The sequence below is a fragment of the Streptomyces sp. NPDC085460 genome (assembly GCF_044541975.1).
Classification (GTDB): domain Bacteria; phylum Actinomycetota; class Actinomycetes; order Streptomycetales; family Streptomycetaceae; genus Streptomyces.
Window position 1 is genome coordinate 536,634 of the sequence record NZ_JBITTO010000004.1, and the last position, 18,931, is coordinate 555,564.

An 18,931-nucleotide genomic window follows, 5' to 3' on the forward strand; every position below is an offset into this window, starting at 1 on the left:
CTCTCCTCACTCTCGATTCTCGCCGCGCCGGGTCAGTTGAGCGGTCCGCCGGCCACGTACATGACCTGCCCGGAGACGAAGCCCGCGTCGTCGCCCGTGAAGAAGGCGATGGCGTTGGCGACGTCCTCGGGGCGGCCGACGCGCTGGACCGGGATCATGGAGGCGGCGGCGGCCTGGAAGTCCTCGAAGCCCATGCCGACGCGCTCGGCGGTCTGCGCGGTCATCTCGGTGACGATGAAGCCGGGGGCGACGGCGTTGGCGGTGATGCCGAACTTGCCGAGCTCCTTGGCGAGGGTCTTGGTGAAGCCCTGGAGGCCGGCCTTGACCGCGGAGTAGTTGGCCTGGCCCCGGTTGCCGAGCGCCGAGGAGGAGGAGAGCGAGACGATCCGGCCGAAGCCCGCGTCCACCATGTGCTTCTGACATGCCTTCGCCATCAGGAACGCGCCCTTGAGGTGCACGTTCATGACGAGGTCCCAGTCGGACTCCGACATCTTGAAGAGCAGGTTGTCGCGGAGGACGCCGGCGTTGTTGACGAGGATCGTCGGCGCGCCGAGCTCGGCGGCGACGCGGGCGATCGCGGCCTCCACCTGGGCGCCGTCGGAGACGTCGCAGCCGACCGCGAGGGCGCGGCCGCCCGCGGCGGTGATCTTCTCGACGGTGTCCTTGCAGGCCGCCTCGTCGAGGTCGAGAACGGCGACGGCGCGGCCCTCGGCCGCGAGGCGGAGCGCGGTGGCGGCGCCGATGCCCCGTGCGGCACCGGTGACGACGGCTACGCGCTGCTCGGTGGTGGACATGCTTGCTTCTCCTCGCCCTCAGGGGTCCCGGACTCTCCCGGGCTCATGAGCGACCGCTTAGTATCGACCGCAGAACGAGACGCTAGAAGCCCTGGCACCCGGTGTCAACGGCCCACCGGGTGCACCCCGTCACTCGGTCGTCACACCGCGGTGGTCACCCCGCGGTCAGCGCACGAGGAGTTCGAGCAGGCGTTCCACCTCGGCCTCGGGGTCGCCGGTGAGGCCGGTGTGGACCGGGCCGGGCTGGACGACCGTGGAGCGCGGCGCGATCAGCCAGCGGAAGCGCCGTCCCGCGTCGTCCCCCGACGCCTGCCCCGCCGCGTCGCCGCCGAGGCAGACGCCCTCGACGGCCCGGAGGGCGGCGCGGACGCCGGTGACGTCGGCCGCCGGGTCGAGCGCGGCCAGCTTGGCCTCGTCGAGGTGGGTGCGGGCGGCGACGAAGGAGCGGGCACGGCAGTAGACGACCACGCCCGCGTTGAAGCACTCGCCCCGCTCGACGCGCGGCACCACGCGCAGCAGCGCGTACTCGAAGACATCGCGGTCGGTCACGTGGTGCCGTCCTTCTGGGTGGTACGGGGGGCGAGGCGCTCGGCGAGCCAGCCCGGCGGCTGCTGCGGGCGGCGGTCGGTACGGGGGCCGAGCGTGATCCGCTCGTGGATGGTGGCGGCGCGGGGCAGCAGCGCCTCGACGTACGCGGCGCGCAGGGCGTCGGTGGAGTCGAAGCCGGGCTCGTCCACCAGCCACTCGTCGGGCACGTCGGCGGCGACCTCGTCGAGCAGCTCGCGGGTGACGAGCGGCGCGAGCTCGGCGGCCGCCGCGGCGACGTCCGGCGCGAAGGGGGCGAGCGCGTGGTCGGAGGCGTCGTACGGCTTGGCGGCGGAGGCGGCGGCGCCCCGCCAGTTGTGGTGCCAGATCATCGTGGCGCCGTGGTCGATCAGCCACAGGTCGCCGTGCCAGACGAGCATGTTCGGGTTGCGCCAGGACCGGTCCACGTTGTTGACGACCGCGTCGAACCAGACGACCTTGCCGGCTTCCAGCGGGTCGACCTCGTACGCGAGCGGGTCGAAGCCCAGCGAGCCGGGGAGGAAGTCCATGCCCAGGTTGAGGCCGCCGCTCGCCTTGAGCAGCTCCTGCACCTCCTGGTCGGGCTCGGAGAGCCCGATGACCGGGTCCAGCTGGATGGCGACCAGCTCGGGCACGCGCAGCCCGAGGCGGCGGGCGAGCCGCCCGCAGATCACCTCGGCGACGAGGGTCTTGCGGCCCTGCCCGGCGCCGGTGAATTTCATGACATACGTGCCGAGATCGTCGGCCTCGACGATCCCCGGGAGCGATCCGCCCTCGCGCAAGGGCGTGACGTAGCGGGTCGCCGTCACTTCGGTAAGCATCGGCCCAGGCTATCCGGACCGCGGGACTCGGCCCGGGCCCGCGCGGCGGGCCCGGGCCGGCGGCTCACCGGCTCAGCGGCTCGGTTCCTGCATGGTCACGCAGTGGGCGCCTCCGCCGCCGTTGCCGTAGAGGTTGTCGAGGTTGAGCTGGACCACCGGCCGGCCGTACGCCGCGGCGATGGCCGCCTTCGCCGCCGCGTCCTTCGCCGTGTCGCCGAACTGGGTGGTGATGATCGCCCCGTTGGTCACCGTCCAGTTCATGTAGGAGCTGAGGAACTCGTCCCGCCGCCCGGCCGGGATCCGGGGCAGGGTGTCGGGCCCCTCGATGGTGAGCACCTGGAGCCTGCGGCCCCGGGCGTCGGTCGCGCCGGCGAGGGTGTCGCGGATGGCCCGGGCGTTCGCGGTCCAGACGTCGGGGCGTACGGCTCCGGCGAGCTGGACCATGACGACGCCGGGCCGGATGTAGCGGGCGGTGCCGTCGATGTGCCCGTCGGTGACGTCCTGCCCCCGGACGCCCGGCAGCCAGATCATCTTGGAGGCGCCGAAGCGGGCCAGCAGCTCGGCCTCGATCTGGGCGCGCGTGCGGCCGGGGTTGCGGTTGGAGTTCACCCAGCAGCTGTCGGTGGCCATCAGGGTGCCGTCGCCGTCGTACTCGATCCCGCCGCCCTCGCCGACCACGGAGGACTTCGCGAAGGGGACGCCGGCGTACGAGGCGATCCGCTGGGCGACGACGCGGTCCTTGTCGTAGGCGGAGGCGGGGATGCCGTAGAAGCGGGTGGCGTTCTCGCCCCAGGCGTTGAAGTTCAGGCCGAAGGAGTCGAGGCCGCCGGCGTCGTCGACGCGGAAGAGCGGGCCGGTGTCGCGCGTCCAGCAGTCGGAGACCGGGATCGAGCTGATCACCGTGACGGTGGAGCCGCACGCGCTCCTGGCCCGCGAGGCGGCGGTGGAGCCGTCCGCGCACATCACGACCGGCTCGTGCTTGGCGACCTCCCTCGCGAGCCTGGCGATGTCGGCCTGGATCCGGGAGAGGTCGCTCCCCCAGATCGTGGAGCTGGACGGCCAGGCCATCCAGGTCCTGCGGTGCGCCTCGTCCTCGCCCGGCACGCGCCAGGAGGCGGCCCGCGCGGGCTGGGCGCCGAGGACCGGTCCCACCGCCAGGGCGGCCGCGACCGCTCCGGTGCGGGCGAGGAGGGATCTGCGGCTGAGACCGGGGCGGTCGCCGTCGTGTGCGTTCTTCACGTGGTGCTCCTTCTCTCCTGTGTTCGGTGCGTACGGGGGCGGTGCGGGTGTCCTCTCCTGTGTCGGGTGCGTACGGGGGCGGTGCGGGCGCGTGCGGAGCGGGCGCGGGTGCGGTGCGGACGCGGGTGCGGGGCGGGCGCCGCGCGGTGTTCCTTGCGGTGCGGTCAGTGGAGGCGGTCCAGCAGTCCCTCCTCCCTGACGAGCCGGCGCTCGGCGGCCAGGTCGAGGCTGCGGGCGAGGAGCCGGTAGAGGCCGCCGGCCACCGGCAGTCCGACGAGGAGCGAGCAGTCGACGCCGCCGAGGAGCCGCGCGGCGGGCCCGACGAACACGTCGGTGACGACCATGAAGGGGGCCATGCAGGCCAGGCCGACGACATAGGCGAGGTTGCCGCGCCAGCCCCACCGGCCGTAGATCCCGCGGGGGTTGAAGATCTCCCCGACGACGTACTGGCCCCGGCGGACGAAGAAGTAGTCGACGAGGTTGATGGCCGTCCACGGGATGAAGAGGTAGGTCAGGGCGACGACCACGTGCGAGTAGAACCAGGTGAACCGGTCGATGCCGACGAGGGTGGAGACCGTGCCGACGGCGGCCAGCATGATGCCGATCGTCACGACCCGGAGCGTCCGCGTCGGCTTGACCGGCCGGAAGGAGTCCATGATCGAGATCATGGTGAGGCTGCCGCCGTACTGGTTGATCGCCATGATGGAGAGCAGTCCGACGAGCAGGACGACGACGGCGACGGTGCCGAATCCGTCGAACAGCCGGTCCGCCGCCAGCTTCAGCGCGGTGACCGGATCGGTGCCCTCGGGCGCGCCGGCCGAGACGACGGCGCCGAGGACGAAGACCCAGATGCCGGAGACCGCGCTCGGCAGGTAGGTCCACCAGAAGGTGGAGCGGACCGGGACGTCGGGTCTGAGGTAGCGCGAGTAGTCGGAGACGTACGGCGCCCAGCCCAGCTGGAAGCCGGCGACGAAGACGAACACCAACATGAACGGGGCGAGTTCGAACGGGCCCGCCTCCCAGACGCCGTCCGGCAGTCCGCCGCCGAAGAGGGCGGCCGCGGTGACGGCAGCGGTGACCACGACGAACGGCCAGGTGAGCCAGCCGTTGATGCGGTGGATCCACTCGTACCCGAAGAGGGCGATCACGGTCGCCACGGCGGCGGCCAGGAGGTAGCCGGCGGTGTTCGGCATGCCGGTCAGCAGGTTCACGGCCTGGCCGGAGAGCAGCGCGTCGGAGGTGTTGAAGGCGACGTAGTTGACCAGGGCGAACACCCACACGGTGAGCGCCGCGCCCAGGTAGCCGAACTGGGGGCGGGACTGTACGAGTTGGGGCAGACCGAGCTGGGGTCCCTGGGCGGAGTGGAACGCCATGAAGAAGGTGCCGAAGAGGGAGCCGAGGACGGTGGCGGTGACCGTCCAGACGAGCGAGGCCCCCATGGAGAGGGTCACGACGCCGGTCGCCAGGCCGGTGAGGTTGAGGCTGCCGACGAACCAGATGGCTCCGACGTCCGACGGTTTGCCGTGGCGTTCCGAGAGGGGCACCCAGTCGATCGAGTGCTGCTCGATCCCGGCGAGGGGGGCGGGATCATTCGTCTGCGAGGCAACTGGCCCCATGCGGGCTCCTGTTCAGGGGTGCTTCCACGGAACCGGCGGACGCCCCAGGACCCCCGGGGCGCCGCTCGGTGCAGACACCGTAGGAACTGACGTAAATTTCAGTCAATCCTTCGAACCGAAGGAATTGACTGAAATTTCACTACGGATTTCGTCGTCGAAGGGCCGTCAGGCGACGGGTTGCTGCTGGGTGACGCAGTGGATGCCGCCGCCCCCGGTGCCGAGGCGGTCGATGTCGAGCTGCTCGATCACCCGGTCCGGGTAGAGCCGGGTGAGCGTCGCGCGGGCCGCCTCGTCGGCCCTCCGGTCGCCGAACCGGGCGCTGATCACGGCGTCGTTGCAGAGGTAGAAGTTGGCGTAGGAGGCGAGGAAGCCGCGGTCGGTGGAGCGGATCCGCTCGTAGTCGGGGCCCTGGAGGCGCAGGGCCTCGATGGCGCGGCCGGAGGCGGTGGTGGAGCGGGACAGGACGGCGAACTGCTGCCGGGCGTCGCGGGCGTAGGCGTCGGTGTCCGAGCGGAGGGGCATCTGGACGAGGGCCTCGCCGGGAGCGAGGAAGCGGGAGGTCGCGTCGACGTGGTCGTCGGTGATGTCCTGTCCGTAGACGCCGTCGAACCAGATGACCTTCGAGGCGCCGTACGCGTCGCACAGGGCGTCCGTGATCCGCCGCTCCGACATCCCGGGGTTGCGGTTGCGGTTGACCCAGCTGCTGCGGGTGGCCATGAGCGTGCCGGCGCCGTCCTGCTCGACGCCGCCGCCCTCGCCGACCACGTCGGCGTGGGTGAAGGGGACGTCGGCCCAGGCGGCGATCCGCTCCGCGACACGGGCGTCCCTGGCGTGCGCCTGCTTGTTGCCCCAGCCGTTGAAGTTGAGGCCGACGGCGTCCAGCCCGCCGGCGCCGTCGACGCGGAAGACGGGGCCGGTGTCGCGCATCCAGCAGTCGTCGACGGGGATGGAGGTGAGCACGGTGACCGTGGGCCCGCACAGCTCCCGCGCCCGGGCGGCGCCGCCCGGGTTGGCGCACAGCACGACGGGCTCGTACCGGGCGATCGTACGGGCGATCAGCGCGATGTCCGCCTGGACGCCGCCGAGCCGGCCGCCCCAGATGGAGGTGCTGTCGGGCCAGGCCATCCAGGTGCGGGTGTGGCGGACGTCCTCGATCGGGACCCGGAAGGGCCGCGCGGTGGCGTCGGCGCGCTCGGGCAGGGTCGTCGCGAGTGCGGCGCCGACGGCGGTCGCTCCGGCGGCGACGAGGAATCCGCGCCGGTTCAGGCCCCTGCGGGCGTGGCGTCCTGCGGTCTGCTCGTTCATGGTGGTCGGTCTCCTGGGATCGGCGGGCGCGAGACGCCCGCACGGGCGGGGCGGTCGGGAGGGGACGGAGGGCCCGCGGACGGGAGGGGGACGGAGGGCCCACGGACGGGAGGGGGACGGAGGGCCCACGGATGGGAGGGACAGAGAGCCCCGCGGGCGGGAGGGTGTTCAGGCGGCCCGGTGCGGGCGCAGTGGTCAGAGGGCCCGGCGGGCGGCCGCGATCGCCTCGGGGTCCCAGCCGGGGCGGGGCACCGATTCCAGCAGCAGCCGGGTGTAGGGGTGTGCGGGCGCGGCGAGGACGTCGGCGGTGCGGCCGGCCTCGACCACGCGACCGTGGCGCATGACGAGGACGTCGTCGGTGACGCACCGGACCACGCCGAGGTCGTGGGTGATGAACACGTAGCCGATCCGGGTCTGTTCGCGGATGTCCGCGAGGAGGTTGAGGATCTGGGCCTGGACCGAGACGTCGAGGGCCGCGACCGCCTCGTCGAGGACGAGGACGGCCGGTTCGACGGCGAGGGCGCGGGCGATGGCCACCCGCTGGCGCTGGCCGCCCGAGAGGTGCCGGGGGCGGGCGTCGGCGGCCCGGGTCCCCAGGCCGACCTGGTCGAGGAGTTCGCGGACGCGCCGGTCGTGGTCGGTGCCGGGGAAGTGCAGGCGCAGGGTCTCGCGCAGCACCTCCTCGACGCTGACGCGGGGGTCGAGGGAGAGGTACGGGTCCTGGAAGACCATCTGGACCTCGCGGGCCCGGGCCAGGCGCCGTGCCCGGCCGCGTCCGGCGGCGGTCCGGGCCCGGCCCCGTATCCGTACCTCTCCGGCGTCGGCCCGCTCCAGACCGACGACGATGCGGGCCGTCGTGGTCTTGCCGGAGCCCGATCCGCCCACGATGCCGAGGGATCCGCCTTCGGGGAGGGCGAAGGAGACGTCGTCGACGGCGCGGACGCTCCCGAAGGCGCGGTGCAGGCCGACGGCCTCCAGGGCGTTATCGGACATCGACGGTGCTCCCTTCGAGCCGGTCGGTGTGGTGGCAGGCGGCCCGGTGGTCCGGAAGGCCCGGCGCGCCGGCCGGCTCGGGCGCCTTCCGGCCGCAGAGCTCCGTGGCGAAGGGGCAGCGGGCGGCGAACGGGCAGCCGGTCAGTTCCTGCCGCAGGTCGGGGGGTTGCCCGTCGATGGCGGCGAGCCGGCCGCCGGGGGCTTCGAGGCGGGGGGTGGAGGCGAGAAGGGCGGCGGTGTACGGGTGCCGGGGCCGGGCGAAGAGGGCTTCGGCGGGTCCGCTCTCGGCGATCCGCCCGGCGTACATGACGTAGACGCGGTCGCTGATGGCGGCGGCGAGGTCGAGGTCGTGGGTGACGAAGAGCAGTCCGGTGCGGAAGCGGGCGCGGAGTTCGGCGAGGAGGGCGATGACCTCGGCCTGGGTGGTGACGTCGAGCGCGGTGGTGGGCTCGTCGGCGAGGAGCAGCTCGGGGTCGCCCATGAGCGCGGCGGCGATCATGACGCGCTGGAGCATGCCGCCGGAGACCTGGCCGGGGTACGCGCGCAGCGCGGAGTCGTCCAGGCCGACGGCGCGGAGGAGTTCGGCGGCGCGGGCGGTGGCGTCGGCCCGGTTCATCGTCCGGGTGAGGGTGACGCTCTCGGTGAGGAAGTCGCCGATGCGGCGCATCGGGTTGAGGGCGGCCCGGGGGTCCTGGAAGATCATGGCGACGGTGTCGGTGCGCAGGGCGCGCAGCTGTTCCGCCTTCATGGCGAGGACGTCGTGGCCGCGGACCCGGATCCGGCCCTCGACGGTGGCGCCGGGCGGCAGCAGGCCGAGCGCGCCGCGCGAGGTGAGGGACTTCCCGGAGCCGGACTCGCCGACGAGGGCGACGGTCTCGCCGGCGGCGACGTGCAGGTCGACGCCGTCGAGGACGGGCCGGGCGGTGCCGGGCAGCGTGACCCTCAGCCCTTGGACATCGAGGGCGTGCGGGGGCTTCGTGGTGGGGGTCATCGGTCTCTCCTGGCGACGCGGTCGGCCCAGCGCTCGCCGACGACGTTGAAGGCGACGACGGTCAGCACGATGAACACGCAGGGCAGGACCGCGGAGAGCGGGTAGCCGTGCTGGACCGCGGTCTGCCCGTCGAAGACCATGCGGCCCCAGTCGGGGGTGAGCGCGGGGACGCCGAGGCCGAGGAAGGACAGGCCGGCCAGGTCCATGAGCGCGTAGCCGAAGTTGATGGTGGACTGGGCGAGGACGACGGGGGCGATGTTGGGGAGGATGTGGCGCAGGCAGATCTGGAGGGCCGAGTGGCCCTGGACCCGGTAGGCGCTCACGTAGGGCCGGGCCCGCTCGGCGAGGACGAGCGAGCGGGTGAGCCGGCTGACGTACGGCAGGTAGGCGAGCGACAGCGCGATGACGGGGGCGAGCAGCCCTTCGCCGTGGATCGAGATGATCAGGATCGCGAGCAGCATGCCGGGGAAGGCGAAGACGAGTTCGGTGGAGCGGGAGAGGACGGAGTCGAGCCAGCCGCCGCGCCAGGCGGCCGCCATGCCGATCGCGAGGCCGGCGAGCGTGGAGAAGAGGACGACGCCGAGGGGCCCGAGGAGGGAGGTGCGGGCGCCGAGCAGCAGCCGGGAGAGCGTGTCGCGCCCTGCCGCGTCGACGCCGAGCGGGTGCGCGGCGGAGGGGCCCGCGAGCGCGTTGCCGAGGTCGATCTCGTTGGGGTCGTACGGGACGATCCAGGGCGCGAGCAGGGCGGCGGCGGTGACGAGGCCGACGAGGCAGAGGCAGGCCAGGTGGAGCGGGGACCGGGCGGTACGGAGCCGGGCGAGGCCCGGCCGGCGCGTGAGGACGGCGGTCATGCGGAGGAGCTCCTCGTTCCGAGCGCGATCCGGGGGTCGACCAGCGGGAGCAGCAGGTCGACGAGCAGGTTCACGGACATGAAGAGAGCGACGATGATCAGGGAGATCGCCTGGACGGTCGGGAAGTCCTTGGTCGAGGTGGACAGTTCGAGGAGCTGGCCGACGCCGCCGATGCTGAACGCGGTCTCCACGAGGATCGTGCAGACGAGCAGGGTGGAGACGATGAGGCCGCCGGTGGTGAGGACGGTGCCGAGCGAGTTGCGGAACACGTGGCGGCGGATGACCTGGCGCTCGGGTACGCCCCGGCTGCGGGCGACGGTGACATGCTCGCTGTCGAGGGCTTCGAGCATGGCGGAGCGGGTGACCCGGGCGAGCATGCCGATCAGGTAGAGGGCGAGGGCGATGGCCGGCAGGGTCAGGTGCCAGACCCGGTCGAGGAAGCCGTCGCCGGCGCCGCTGCTGGGGAACCAGCCGAGCTTCACGGCGAACACGGTCTGGAGCAGCACGGCGGCGACGAACGACGGGGTGCCGACGGCGAAGGTCGTGCCGACGAGGACCGCGGTGTCGGTGGCGCCGCCGCGGACGGCGGAGAGCCGGCCGAGGAAGAGGCCGACGACCACCACGACGACGAGCGCCATGCCGATCAGGAGCAGGGTGGTCGGCAGCCGGTCGGCCAGGAGGCGGGAGACGTCGGTGCGGTAGGTGAGGGAGCGTCCGAAGTCGCCCTGGACCATGTCCCCGAGCCAGCGCAGGTACCGCACGGCGAAGGGGTCGTCGAGGTGGTACCGGGCGTTGATCGCGGCCAGCGCGTCGGGCGAGGCGGAGCGGCCGGCGAGCAGGAAGCTCGCCGGGCTGCCGGGGGCCAGGTACAGCGCGCCGAAGACCACGAAGGAGGCGGCGAGGAGGGTCGCGGCCATCTCCGCCACGCGCCGGACGGCGAAGCGGAGGAAGCTCACCGCGCGGCCCCCACGGAGGCGGCCCACGGCTGGTACATGTACGAGATGGTCGTGGGGGCGCCGGTGATCCTCTTGTTGAGGAAGACCGAGGTGGGCCACTCGGCGACGGGGATCCACAGGAGCCGCTCGGCGGCGATCCTGTTCAGCTCGGCCTCGATGGCCAGCCGCTCCCCCGGCTCGTACGCGGCGGAGGCCCGGTCGACGAGTTCGTCGTACCGCCGGTCGCTGTGGCCCGCGTAGTTGAGGTAGGCGCCGGTCTTGAAGTTGGTCAGCAGGTCGAGGGGGTCGGTGATGGAGTTGTAGAGGGTGAGCGGGAACAGGTCGACGCCCTCGCGGGCCTCCGGGTCGGTGAACAGCGCGGTGAAGGCGTTCGGGGAGACCGTCTTGAGGCGGATGTCGAGGCCGATGCGGGTGCCGGCGGCCTGGACGGCGGTGGCGAGCAGCGAGACGTCCTGGCCGATGGGGCTGGTGACCATGGTCAGGGTCTTGCCGGTGGCCCCGGCCTCCTTGACGAGGGCCTTGGCCTTCTCGATGTCGGGTGTGGTGGGCGGCAGTCCGTCGAACGCCGTCTTGAGGGCGCTCTCGGGTGCGGCGGCCCAGGCGGCGCGGGTGGTGAGGGAGCCGGTGACGGTGCCGGCGCCGCCGAGTCCGGCCTTGACGAAGCCGGAGCGGTCGAGGGCGAGGGAGAGGGCCCGGCGGACCCGGACGTCGCCGAGCGGGCCCTTCATGTTCGTGATGTTGACGTTGACGGTGCTGAGGCCCTCGCCGAAGTACAGGGTGCCGATCCCCGCGGCCTTGAGGCGGGCGTAGCTCTCGGTGGGGATGAGGTAGCCGCCGTCGATCTCGCCGCTGAGCATGGCGTTGGTACGGGCGGAGGGGTCGGTGAGGACGCGGAAGACGGCCTTCTTCGCCTTGGCCCCGGTGCCCCAGTAGCCGTCGAACCGCTCCAGTTCGATGGACTGCCCCTTCTGCCAGGCGCCGAGCCGGAAGGGGCCGGTGCAGGCGAGACCGCCGGTGGTGCCGTAGTCCTTGCCCGCCGCCTCGACGCCCTCGCGCGAGGCGACGACGCCGGCGGCGGTGGCCATGTACTGCGGGAACTGGGAGTCGGGCCGCTTGAGGCGGACGGTGACCTGGAGGGGGCCGGTCGCGCGGACCGAGGCGACGTTCTGGAAGACCTGCGCCCAGGCCGCCGCGTTCTTCGGGTCGGTCTGCCGGCCGAGGCTGAAGACGACGTCGTCGGCGGTCATCGTCCGCCCGTCGTGGAAGCGCACCCCGGGCCGCAGGTCGTAGACCCAGGTGCGGGGGTCCGGGCTCGACGCCTTGCGGGCGAGCCCCGGTTCGACGGTGAGCTGCGGCGTCCAGCGCATGAGGCTCTCGCACACGTTGGACAGGACGGTGTTCTGCGGGTAGTCGAAGGCGACCGTGTAGTCGAGGGTGGGCGGCTCGGCGTAGAGGGCCCAGGTGAAGGAGTCGATCTCGGCGCGGGCGGGGGGCGTGGTGGCGGAGAGCCGGGCCTCGACGCCGTTCGCGCCGCCCTTGGGCGGGCCCGAGCAGGCGGCGAGGAGGGCGAGCGCGGCGAGTGCCGCGGTGGCGGCGACCGTCCGGCCTCGGCGGCGGGGGCGGGTGGGGAGGTCGGGGCGGGCGGAGAGGTCTGGCCGGGCGGGACGGTCGGAGCGTCTGCTGCTCGGTGAGGGAGGTGTCGTCATCGTCGCGCTGTCTTTCCGTGAGGGGTACGGGGCTGCCGGCCGGGGGCGGCCGTCGGAGGCGGGCACGGCGGCGGACCGCACCGCAGCGGCGGTTCGTACGGAAGGGGGCGAGAGCACCGCGCGGGGCACGGAGTCGGGGGCGGCTCCCGGTGCGGCTCGGGGCGGCTCCCGGAGCGGCTCCGGGGGCCCGCGCGGTGCGGCTCCGGGGCCCGCGCGGTGCGGCTCCGGGAGGCTCCGGGGGCGCCGGCGGCCCCGCGCGGTGCGGAGGGCGCGCGCTAGGCGGAGGCGCGGGCGCGGGCGGCCGGGACCTGCTGGGTGATGCAGTGGACGCCGCCGCCTCCGTAGGCGATCGCGGTGGCGCGCACCGGAACCACCTTGCGCCCCGGGTAGGCCGAGGCGATCACCGCGAGGGCGGCCTCGTCCTGGGGCCGCCCGGCCACCGGGACGACGACGCCGCCGTTGGCCACGTAGTAGTTGAGGTACGAGACCTCGACCTCGCCGCCCGGCATCTCGGCGAAGGCGGTCTGGGGCACGTCGACGATCTCCAGGCGCCGGCCCCGGGCGTCCCGGGTCGACTCCAGGACCGCGCGGTTGGCGCGCATCCGGGCGTGGTCCGGGTGGTCGGGGTCGTCGGGCAGGGAGACCACGACGGTGCCGGGGGCCGCGAAGGCGCAGACGCCGTCGACGTGTCCGTCGGTCTCCGTGTCGAGGAGACCGCCGTACGGCAGCCAGATCACCTTCTCCACGCCGAGCCTGGCCTTGAGCTCGGCCTCGATCTGGTCGCGGGTGAGACCGGGGTTGCGGTTGGTGTGGAGCAGGCACTGCTCGGTCGTGATGAGCGTGCCCTCGCCGTCGACGGTGATCGCCCCGCCCTCCAGGATCATGCCGGAGGCGATGCGGTCGACGCCCAGGTGCTCCAGGAGGAGCGCGCTGACGCGGTCGTCGGAGTCGTACGGGTGGTGCTTGCGGCCCCAGGCGTTGAAGCGGAAGTCCACGCCGGCGCGGTTGCCGTCGCCGTCGAGGACGAAGAGCGGGGCGGAGTCGCGGAACCACGAGTCGTCGTGCGGCAGCTCGACGACGGTGATGCCGTCACCGCACCGCGCCCTGGCGTCGTCGCCGTGGCCGGGCGGCGCGACCATGGTGACGGGTTCGAAGGCGGCGATGGCGCGGGCGACGTTCGCGTACTCCTCCTTGACGTCGTCCAGCACGCTGCCCCACAGGTCCTCTCGGACGGGCCAGGCCATGAGGCACGCCTCGTGCTCGGACCACTCGGCAGGCATACGGAATGCAGTCATCACGGTCTCTCTTCGTTTCGCCAGAAGTACCCGTCGGCGGCGCCGGCTCGGCCTGGCGCGAACGTGGGGACGGGTACGCGGTGTGAACAGCATCCTCCTCTCGACTGAAAATTCAGTCAAGGGTGAGGGCAGGGATTCGGGCCGCGGATGTCGTGGGGGGTGGGTACGGGGGGCGGCACGGGGGCCGGTACGTGGCCGGATACGGGGCGCGGGGGCCGGTACGTGGCCGGGTACGGGTACGGGTACGTGGGGGGGCGGTACGGGCCGGGTACAGGTACTGGCACAGGTACGGGTGTGCGCCCTTACCGGTGCGGGGTACAGGCAAGCCCTGCCTGCGCCGGTTTCAGGCAGGCAGGGCAGGTGCCGAGCGGGTCAGCGGCGACCGAGTCGTTCGACCTCGGCGTCGATGCCCTCGCTCATCAGCGTCCGGGCGTGGGAGATCTGGAGCGTGCCGCTGAGCCAGCGCATGCTCAGCCCCTCCAGCAGGGCGGTGAGGCGCTCGGCCGCGCCCGCGAGGGCGACCGCCGGGGCCATCGGCTGGATCCGGCCGAGCAGCGCCGCGACCTCCTGGACCCAGACGAGCGTGGCCCGCGCCAGGTCCTCGCGCAGCACGTCGTCGAAGACGGCGCTCGCGCGCAGCTCGCCCCAGGCGCTGCTGTTCTCCCGGACCTCGGTGGTGTCCTGGAGTTCCAGCAGCAGGGTGTGCTCCAGCTCCTCGCGCGGGCTGAGCGGCGGGGCGTCCGGGTCGCGCTCGCGCGTGTACCGCTCGGCGCGGTCGTTGATGAACTCCAGCGTCTTCAGCAGGATCCCGCTGCGGTCCTTGAAGTGGTAGTAGATCAGCGCGGTGGACACGCCCGCCTCGGCGGCGAGCTCCTCCACGCGCAGGCCACGGACCCCGCGCCGGGCGATCACCCGGGCGGCCGCTTCGAGGATCTGAGTACTGCGAGACGCCATGGCCCGAACCTTACCGGTCCCCACCGGCCGCCGGACGAGGCGGATGTGAGGGGGCGGATGTGAGGAGGTTGACGGGCTCGCCGTTCTACTCCCGCCGGTAGTGCTCGAAGGCGGCGGCGACGGGACCCCCGTCGGTCCGGGCCTCCAGGAGTCGTACGACGACGAGGTCCCGGCCGTCCGCGCCCCGGATGCAGAAGGGGCGCTCGTCGTCCAGGTCCGCGAAGGCGACCCGGGTCACGGGTTCCGTGTCGACGCCCCGCACGCAGGCGTCGGGGCCCAGGTCGAACCCCTCGGCGACGAAGGCGTCGCTGTCCTCGGGCAGGACGAACTCCGACCGGTCGCGCGCCAGGTACCAGCCGGCGGTGTCCGCGGGGACGACCTTCCGGGCGTGCAGATCGAACTCGTAGCTGTCGTCCGGGGCGGTGAGGGTGACCTCCTGCCCGACCCGGGTGTAGGGGGCGGCCGGGTCGGGGCCGGCCGGCGGACCGAGAACGTACAGCCCGCCGCCGACCGCCCCGGCGACCGCACACGCCGTCAGCGCCCACACGATTCCGCGCCGCCCGCCCTGCCCGTCCCGCCCGCCCCGCCGGACGCCTCGGCGCGAGGAGGACGCGGCGGAGCCCCCCGCGCCGTCCCGCGCCGCGGCGTCCGGCGGCACCGGGGTGGCTCCGGGAGCCGCCGGCGCCATGACCGTGGGCTGCGCGTGGACCGGAGCGGGCAGCCGCCCCGGCACGGACCAGACGGGCGCCGGACCCACCGCCCGCCCCTCCGCCCCTCCCACCGTCAGCCCCTCCGCCCGCCCCGCCGTCCGTCCCTCCGTGCGTCCCACCGTCCGCCCCTCCGCCCCGCCCCCCGTCGGTCCCACCGCCCGTCCCGCCACCTCGCTGCCGATCGACCACGGCAGCCAGCCCTCCCCGAACTCGGGGCGGGCTCCGACCAGCGGGTGGGCGTGGACGGCCGCGATCAGGTCCGCCGGTGACGGACGGTCCTCGGGCCGCTTCGCGAGGCACCAGGCCGCCAGGCCGCGCAGCTCCTCCGGCACGCGGGCGAGGTCCGGTTCCTCGTGGACCACCCGGTACAGGGCCGCCGACTCCGGGCCCGCCCCGAAGGGCGGCTCGCCGCCCGCCACGTACGCGATCAGCGCGCCGAGCGCGAACACGTCGGTGGCCGGGGACACCGGGCCGCCCAGCGCCTGCTCGGGCGCCATGAACGCGGCGGTGCCGATCCGCAGCCCCGTGCCGGTCAGCGCGACCGCGTCGGCGGCGCGCGCGATGCCGAAGTCGATGACCCGGGGGCCGTCCTCCGCGAGCAGTACGTTGGCGGGCTTGAGGTCGCGGTGGACGACACCGGCCCGGTGGATCGCCTCCAGCGCCTCGGCGATCCCGGCCAGGAGCGGCAGCACCGTGCGGACCGGGAGCGGGCCGTGGCGCCGTACCGCCTCGTGCAGCGAGGGCCCGGGGACGTACGCGGTCGCAAGCCACGGGGTCGGGGCGTCCACGCCCGAGGCGACCACCTGCGCGGTGAACAGGCCGTGGATGCGCTCCGCGCTGGCCACCTCCTGGGCGAACCGCAGACGGAACTCGGGGTCCCCCGCGAACTCCTCCCGCACCGCCTTGAGCGCGATCGGCCGTCCACCGGGCGTGTGCGCCAGGTACACCACCCCCATGCCGCCCGAACCGAGCCGCGCCTGGAGGCGGTAGCCGCCGATCTCTCGCGGGTCGTCGGCCGTCAGCGCCGCGTGGGCGGACTGCGCGCCGGGAACACCAGGAAGCTGAGCGGACATGCGGGGCTCTTTCGACGAGGTGGAAAGAGGGGCGCGGGTCGACGGACACAACCGGCGCATCGTGCCTCTAACTAAAGATTCAGTCAACATGCGACACTGGTGCCTCGAACCATCGGGAGGGGATCACACGTGGCGACGGACCGCCGAAACGCCATCCTGGAAGGCGCGGCCCGGGTGATAGCCCGGCGGGGAGTGCGCGGGCTGCGCATGGAGGAACTGGCCACCGAGGCGGGGGTCTCCACCGCGCTGATCTACTACCACTTCAAGGACCGGGCCGGCGTTCTGCGACACACCCTGGAGTTCATCAGTGACCGGGCCGACCGGTACACCTCGGGCGCGGGCGACCCCGGCGGACGGCTCGACCCCCGGCAGGAGCTGGTGCAGTCCCTGCTCCTGGAGTTCCAGGACCTCCCCGAGGTCAGGGAGAACAGCACGGCCTGGGGAGAGCTGCGGGCCAGCGCGGTCTTCGAGCCCGAGCTGCGCGGCGATCTGGCCAGGGCCACGCTGACCTGGATCCATGACGTCGCCGACCTCCTGGGCGGCATCCGGCCGACGGCCCCCGCGCCCGCCCTCACGGCCTCCGCCGAGCGGCTCACCGGCCTCCTGGAGGGACTGAGCACCCGCTGGCTCAGCGGCGCGCTCCCCCTGCCCCACGCCCGCGAGCTGGTGGAGGAGGCGGTCACCCTCGAACTCGACCGCCTGAGCCGCTGACGGCGGGCGCCACCACCTCACCCCTACGCGCCGCGCCCGCCCTTCCGCTGGTTTGACTGAATTTTCAGTCAGTGTCAGAGTGGCGACACGACAGCCTCATCCGGCCCGGCGATGCCGGGGATCCAGGGGCCTGTCCATGCACGCTGTTGACCTGGTCCCGCCCCCCACTCGATCGGAGACCCAGATGTCCGCCTTCCGTCCCTCCCGCCGCTCCGCCCTGCGGGTGCTCGCGGGGATCGGCGCCCTCGCCCTCGGTTCCACGGCCTGCGGGCCCGCCGACCCCGGCCGGGCGGGTGCCTCCGCCACCGGCCCCGCCGGCGGAAGGGGCACCGGCACCGACGTGGACCGCCGCCTGGGCGCCGAGTGGGAGAGTCACGCCCGCACCTTCATGTCGTGGCCGGCCCTGGACTCCGTCTGGGGCGAGGACCTGCCCTACGTACGGGAGGACATCGCCCGCGTGGCCCGGGCCATCGCCGCGTACGAGTACGTCGTGATGATGGCGCGGCCGAACCAGGTCGCCGCGGCGCAGAAGGCGTGCGGCAGGGACGTCGAGGTCATCCCGCTCGCCGTCGACGACCTGTGGGCGCGCGACACCGTCCCCGTCTTCGTCGAGGAGGGCGGCGAGGTCGTCGGCGTCGACTTCCACTTCAACGGCTGGGGCGAGAAACAGGTCCACGACAACGACGCCCAGGTCGGCAGGAAGCTGCTCGCCAAGTACCGCGTCCCCCGCGAGGAGGCACCGCTCGTCGCCGAGGGCGGCTCCTTCGAGACCGACGGCGAGGGCACCCTCCTCGTCACCGAGAGCTCGATCGTCAACGACAACCGCAACCCGGGCATGAGCCGCGCCGAGATCGAGGCCGACCTCAAGGAGCTCCTGGGCATGGAGAAGGTGATCTGGCTGAAGGGCGTCCGCGGCGAGGACATCACCGACGCGCACGTCGACAGTCTCGTACGGTTCACCGCGCCCGGCGTGATCCTCCTCGACCGCGCCTTCCCCGGCACGCCCCCCGACTCCTGGTCCCGCTCCTCCGACCAGGCCGCGTCCGTCCTGGGCGAGGCGACCGACGCGAAGGGCCGCCCCTTCGAGGTCATCGACCTCCCCCAGCCCGACCCCGACCGGATCCCGGGCTACAGCGACGACTTCCTCTCCACCTACGCGAACTTCTACATCGGCAACGACGCTGTGTATATGCCCAAGTTCGGTGACCGGAAGGCGGACGACCGGGCCCGGGGCATCCTCCAGGAGCACTTCCCGAAGCGGGACATTGTGCAGGTGAACATCGACACCATCGCCACCGGCGGCGGCGGGATCCACTGCGCCACGCACGACCAGCCCGGCAAGCCGGTCGACTGACGCGGGAACCGAGGAGAGACCACGTGCCCCACGTGTCCACCACCCGCCGCCGCGGACCGCTCGGGGGCGGACCGCACCGGCGCGGCCCGCTGCCCGCCGCCCTCGCCTGCCTCCTCGTCGTGGCCGCCCTCGCCCTGGGCGTCTGGGTCCAGTTCGGCGAACGCCAGGCCCAGGACACGGCGTACACCGTGGGCGGCGGCGCCCCGGACCGGGTCGACGTCCTGGCCTCGGTCCAGCGCGTCGACGCCGCCGGGCGCGAACTCACGCTCCGCGTCCTGGTCACCCCCCGGGGCGCCCTGGCCGAGGCCGGCGGCGTCTCGCCGACCGAGGACCTGACGCTCCAGACCTCCCCCTCCACCCGGGGCGACCTGTCCTTCCCGGCGCACAGCCGCATCGCGACCAGGGACCTTCCCGTCACGCTGACGGGCGGCTCGATCACCGACTACCCCTTCGACGCCTACGACGCGGCGATCGAGTTCACCGCCGTCCAGGGCGGCGAGAAGGTCCCCGTCCACATGACGCTGACCAACGCCGACGCCCTCTTCGCGGCGACGGTGGACGCCTCGGAGGAGAACGGGACCGCGCTCTACGACGTCTCCCTCGGCCGGTCCGACAGCGTGCTCGTCTTCGCCGTCTTCATGATGGTGGCCATGTGGGCGCTCGCCGTCTCCGTGTTCCTCGGCGCCTGGTTCCTCGTCACCGGACGGAAGGGCCTGACCTGGCCGGCCCTCGGCTGGATGGCGGCCACGCTCTTCGCCCTCGCGGCCTTCCGCAACACGGCCCCCGGCACACCGCCGATCGGCTGTCTCCTGGACTACCTCGCCTTCCTCTGGGCGGAGACCGTGGTCGCCTGCTGCCTCGTCGCGGTGGCCGTCACGGGCTTCCGCGCGGAACGAGCCGAAGGAGCGGAACGAGCCGAAGGAGCGAAGAGAGCCGAAGCAGCCGGACGAACGGAAGGAAGCGCCCCGGAGACCGCCTGACATCCGGCTCGACGGCCC

At 73.3% G+C, this 18,931-nt stretch carries 17 protein-coding genes; 3 read left to right on the forward strand and 14 right to left on the reverse strand.

The window, feature by feature from the left end; genetic code table 11:
* Window positions 1–32 precede the first annotated feature (32 nt).
* The 14 genes from fabG to ACIGHB_RS13585 all read right to left on the reverse strand — a co-directional run bounded on the left by fabG (window position 33) and on the right by ACIGHB_RS13585 (window position 15,868).
* The gene (gene fabG / locus ACIGHB_RS13520; RefSeq protein WP_360313369.1) at window positions 33–794 is read right to left on the reverse strand and encodes a 3-oxoacyl-ACP reductase FabG; all 762 of its coding nucleotides are present in this window, start codon (window positions 792–794) and stop codon (window positions 33–35) included.
* A 165-nt stretch (window positions 795–959) separates the two neighbouring features.
* Window positions 960–1,343, reverse strand: coding sequence for a DUF3037 domain-containing protein (locus tag ACIGHB_RS13525; protein ID WP_360313371.1), 384 nt, complete (start codon window positions 1,341–1,343; stop codon window positions 960–962).
* A complete protein-coding gene (locus tag ACIGHB_RS13530) occupies window positions 1,340–2,179 on the reverse strand; it encodes a HipA family kinase (protein WP_360313373.1) in 840 nt (279 codons plus the stop codon). Before ACIGHB_RS13530 ends, ACIGHB_RS13525 begins: the two co-directional genes overlap by 4 nt.
* 72 nt (window positions 2,180–2,251) lie before the next feature.
* A complete protein-coding gene (locus ACIGHB_RS13535) occupies window positions 2,252–3,418 on the reverse strand; it encodes an agmatine/peptidylarginine deiminase (protein WP_399912632.1) in 1,167 nt (388 codons plus the stop codon).
* 164 nt (window positions 3,419–3,582) lie between these two features.
* A complete protein-coding gene (locus ACIGHB_RS13540; protein ID WP_399912635.1) occupies window positions 3,583–5,034 on the reverse strand; it encodes a purine-cytosine permease family protein in 1,452 nt (483 codons plus the stop codon).
* A gap of 165 nt (window positions 5,035–5,199) precedes the next feature.
* Window positions 5,200–6,339 carry an agmatine/peptidylarginine deiminase gene (locus ACIGHB_RS13545; RefSeq protein ID WP_399912638.1) on the reverse strand — a complete coding sequence of 380 codons (1,140 nt, stop codon included), beginning with the start codon at window positions 6,337–6,339 and terminating at the stop codon, window positions 5,200–5,202.
* Between the two features lie 195 nt (window positions 6,340–6,534).
* On the reverse strand, window positions 6,535–7,332 hold the full coding sequence (locus tag ACIGHB_RS13550) for an ABC transporter ATP-binding protein (protein ID WP_399912641.1): 798 nt from the start codon (window positions 7,330–7,332) through the stop codon (window positions 6,535–6,537).
* Window positions 7,322–8,323, reverse strand: a complete 1,002-nt coding sequence (locus tag ACIGHB_RS13555; protein ID WP_399912644.1) for an ABC transporter ATP-binding protein — start codon at window positions 8,321–8,323, stop codon at window positions 7,322–7,324. The genes ACIGHB_RS13550 and ACIGHB_RS13555 overlap by 11 nt, the downstream gene beginning before the upstream one ends.
* Window positions 8,320–9,174 carry an ABC transporter permease gene (locus tag ACIGHB_RS13560; protein WP_360313385.1) on the reverse strand — a complete coding sequence of 285 codons (855 nt, stop codon included), beginning with the start codon at window positions 9,172–9,174 and terminating at the stop codon, window positions 8,320–8,322. The genes ACIGHB_RS13555 and ACIGHB_RS13560 overlap by 4 nt, the downstream gene beginning before the upstream one ends.
* Window positions 9,171–10,130: an ABC transporter permease gene (locus ACIGHB_RS13565; protein ID WP_399912648.1), complete on the reverse strand. Its 960-nt coding sequence runs from the start codon at window positions 10,128–10,130 to the stop codon at window positions 9,171–9,173. Before ACIGHB_RS13565 ends, ACIGHB_RS13560 begins: the two co-directional genes overlap by 4 nt.
* Window positions 10,127–11,836 (reverse strand): ABC transporter substrate-binding protein, encoded by a 1,710-nt coding sequence (locus ACIGHB_RS13570; RefSeq protein ID WP_399912651.1) that lies wholly within the window; start codon window positions 11,834–11,836, stop codon window positions 10,127–10,129. Before ACIGHB_RS13570 ends, ACIGHB_RS13565 begins: the two co-directional genes overlap by 4 nt.
* Window positions 11,837–12,111: 275 nt before the next feature.
* Window positions 12,112–13,131: an agmatine/peptidylarginine deiminase gene (locus ACIGHB_RS13575; RefSeq protein ID WP_399912654.1), complete on the reverse strand. Its 1,020-nt coding sequence runs from the start codon at window positions 13,129–13,131 to the stop codon at window positions 12,112–12,114.
* A gap of 372 nt (window positions 13,132–13,503) precedes the next feature.
* Window positions 13,504–14,085, reverse strand: coding sequence for a helix-turn-helix domain-containing protein (locus tag ACIGHB_RS13580; RefSeq protein ID WP_360321505.1), 582 nt, complete (start codon window positions 14,083–14,085; stop codon window positions 13,504–13,506).
* An 85-nt stretch (window positions 14,086–14,170) separates the two neighbouring features.
* Entirely contained in the window at window positions 14,171–15,868 is a 1,698-nt protein-coding gene (locus ACIGHB_RS13585; RefSeq protein ID WP_399912658.1) for a protein kinase, read from the reverse strand.
* A 129-nt stretch (window positions 15,869–15,997) separates the two neighbouring features.
* Between ACIGHB_RS13585 and ACIGHB_RS13590 the strand changes: the two genes are divergently transcribed.
* From ACIGHB_RS13590 to ACIGHB_RS13600, 3 genes are all read left to right on the forward strand, one after another.
* Window positions 15,998–16,579 carry a TetR/AcrR family transcriptional regulator gene (locus tag ACIGHB_RS13590; RefSeq protein WP_360321511.1) on the forward strand — a complete coding sequence of 194 codons (582 nt, stop codon included), beginning with the start codon at window positions 15,998–16,000 and terminating at the stop codon, window positions 16,577–16,579.
* Between the two features lie 184 nt (window positions 16,580–16,763).
* Complete coding sequence (locus ACIGHB_RS13595) at window positions 16,764–17,933, forward strand: agmatine deiminase family protein (RefSeq protein WP_360321514.1); 1,170 nt, start codon at window positions 16,764–16,766, stop codon at window positions 17,931–17,933.
* 23 nt (window positions 17,934–17,956) lie between these two features.
* Window positions 17,957–18,913, forward strand: coding sequence for a DUF4436 domain-containing protein (locus tag ACIGHB_RS13600; RefSeq protein WP_399912662.1), 957 nt, complete (start codon window positions 17,957–17,959; stop codon window positions 18,911–18,913).
* The last annotated feature ends 18 nt before the right edge of the window (window positions 18,914–18,931 follow it).

Excerpts from the sequence above, each read along its gene's own strand:
- ACIGHB_RS13585 (WP_399912658.1), bottom strand. The coding sequence starts at position 15,868 with ATGTCCGCTCAGCTTCCTGGTGTTCCCGGCGCGCAGTCCGCCCACGCG.
- ACIGHB_RS13595 (WP_360321514.1), top strand. The coding sequence starts at position 16,764 with ATGTCCGCCTTCCGTCCCTCCCGCCGCTCCGCCCTGCGGGTGCTCGCG.
- ACIGHB_RS13545 (WP_399912638.1), bottom strand. The coding sequence starts at position 6,339 with ATGAACGAGCAGACCGCAGGACGCCACGCCCGCAGGGGCCTGAACCGG.
- ACIGHB_RS13555 (WP_399912644.1), bottom strand. The coding sequence starts at position 8,323 with ATGACCCCCACCACGAAGCCCCCGCACGCCCTCGATGTCCAAGGGCTG.
- ACIGHB_RS13540 (WP_399912635.1), bottom strand. The coding sequence starts at position 5,034 with ATGGGGCCAGTTGCCTCGCAGACGAATGATCCCGCCCCCCTCGCCGGG.
- ACIGHB_RS13550 (WP_399912641.1), bottom strand. The coding sequence starts at position 7,332 with ATGTCCGATAACGCCCTGGAGGCCGTCGGCCTGCACCGCGCCTTCGGG.
- ACIGHB_RS13560 (WP_360313385.1), bottom strand. The coding sequence starts at position 9,174 with ATGACCGCCGTCCTCACGCGCCGGCCGGGCCTCGCCCGGCTCCGTACC.
- ACIGHB_RS13530 (WP_360313373.1), bottom strand. The coding sequence starts at position 2,179 with ATGCTTACCGAAGTGACGGCGACCCGCTACGTCACGCCCTTGCGCGAG.
- ACIGHB_RS13570 (WP_399912651.1), bottom strand. The coding sequence starts at position 11,836 with ATGACGACACCTCCCTCACCGAGCAGCAGACGCTCCGACCGTCCCGCC.
- ACIGHB_RS13575 (WP_399912654.1), bottom strand. The coding sequence starts at position 13,131 with ATGACTGCATTCCGTATGCCTGCCGAGTGGTCCGAGCACGAGGCGTGC.
- ACIGHB_RS13580 (WP_360321505.1), bottom strand. The coding sequence starts at position 14,085 with ATGGCGTCTCGCAGTACTCAGATCCTCGAAGCGGCCGCCCGGGTGATC.
- fabG (WP_360313369.1), bottom strand. The coding sequence starts at position 794 with ATGTCCACCACCGAGCAGCGCGTAGCCGTCGTCACCGGTGCCGCACGG.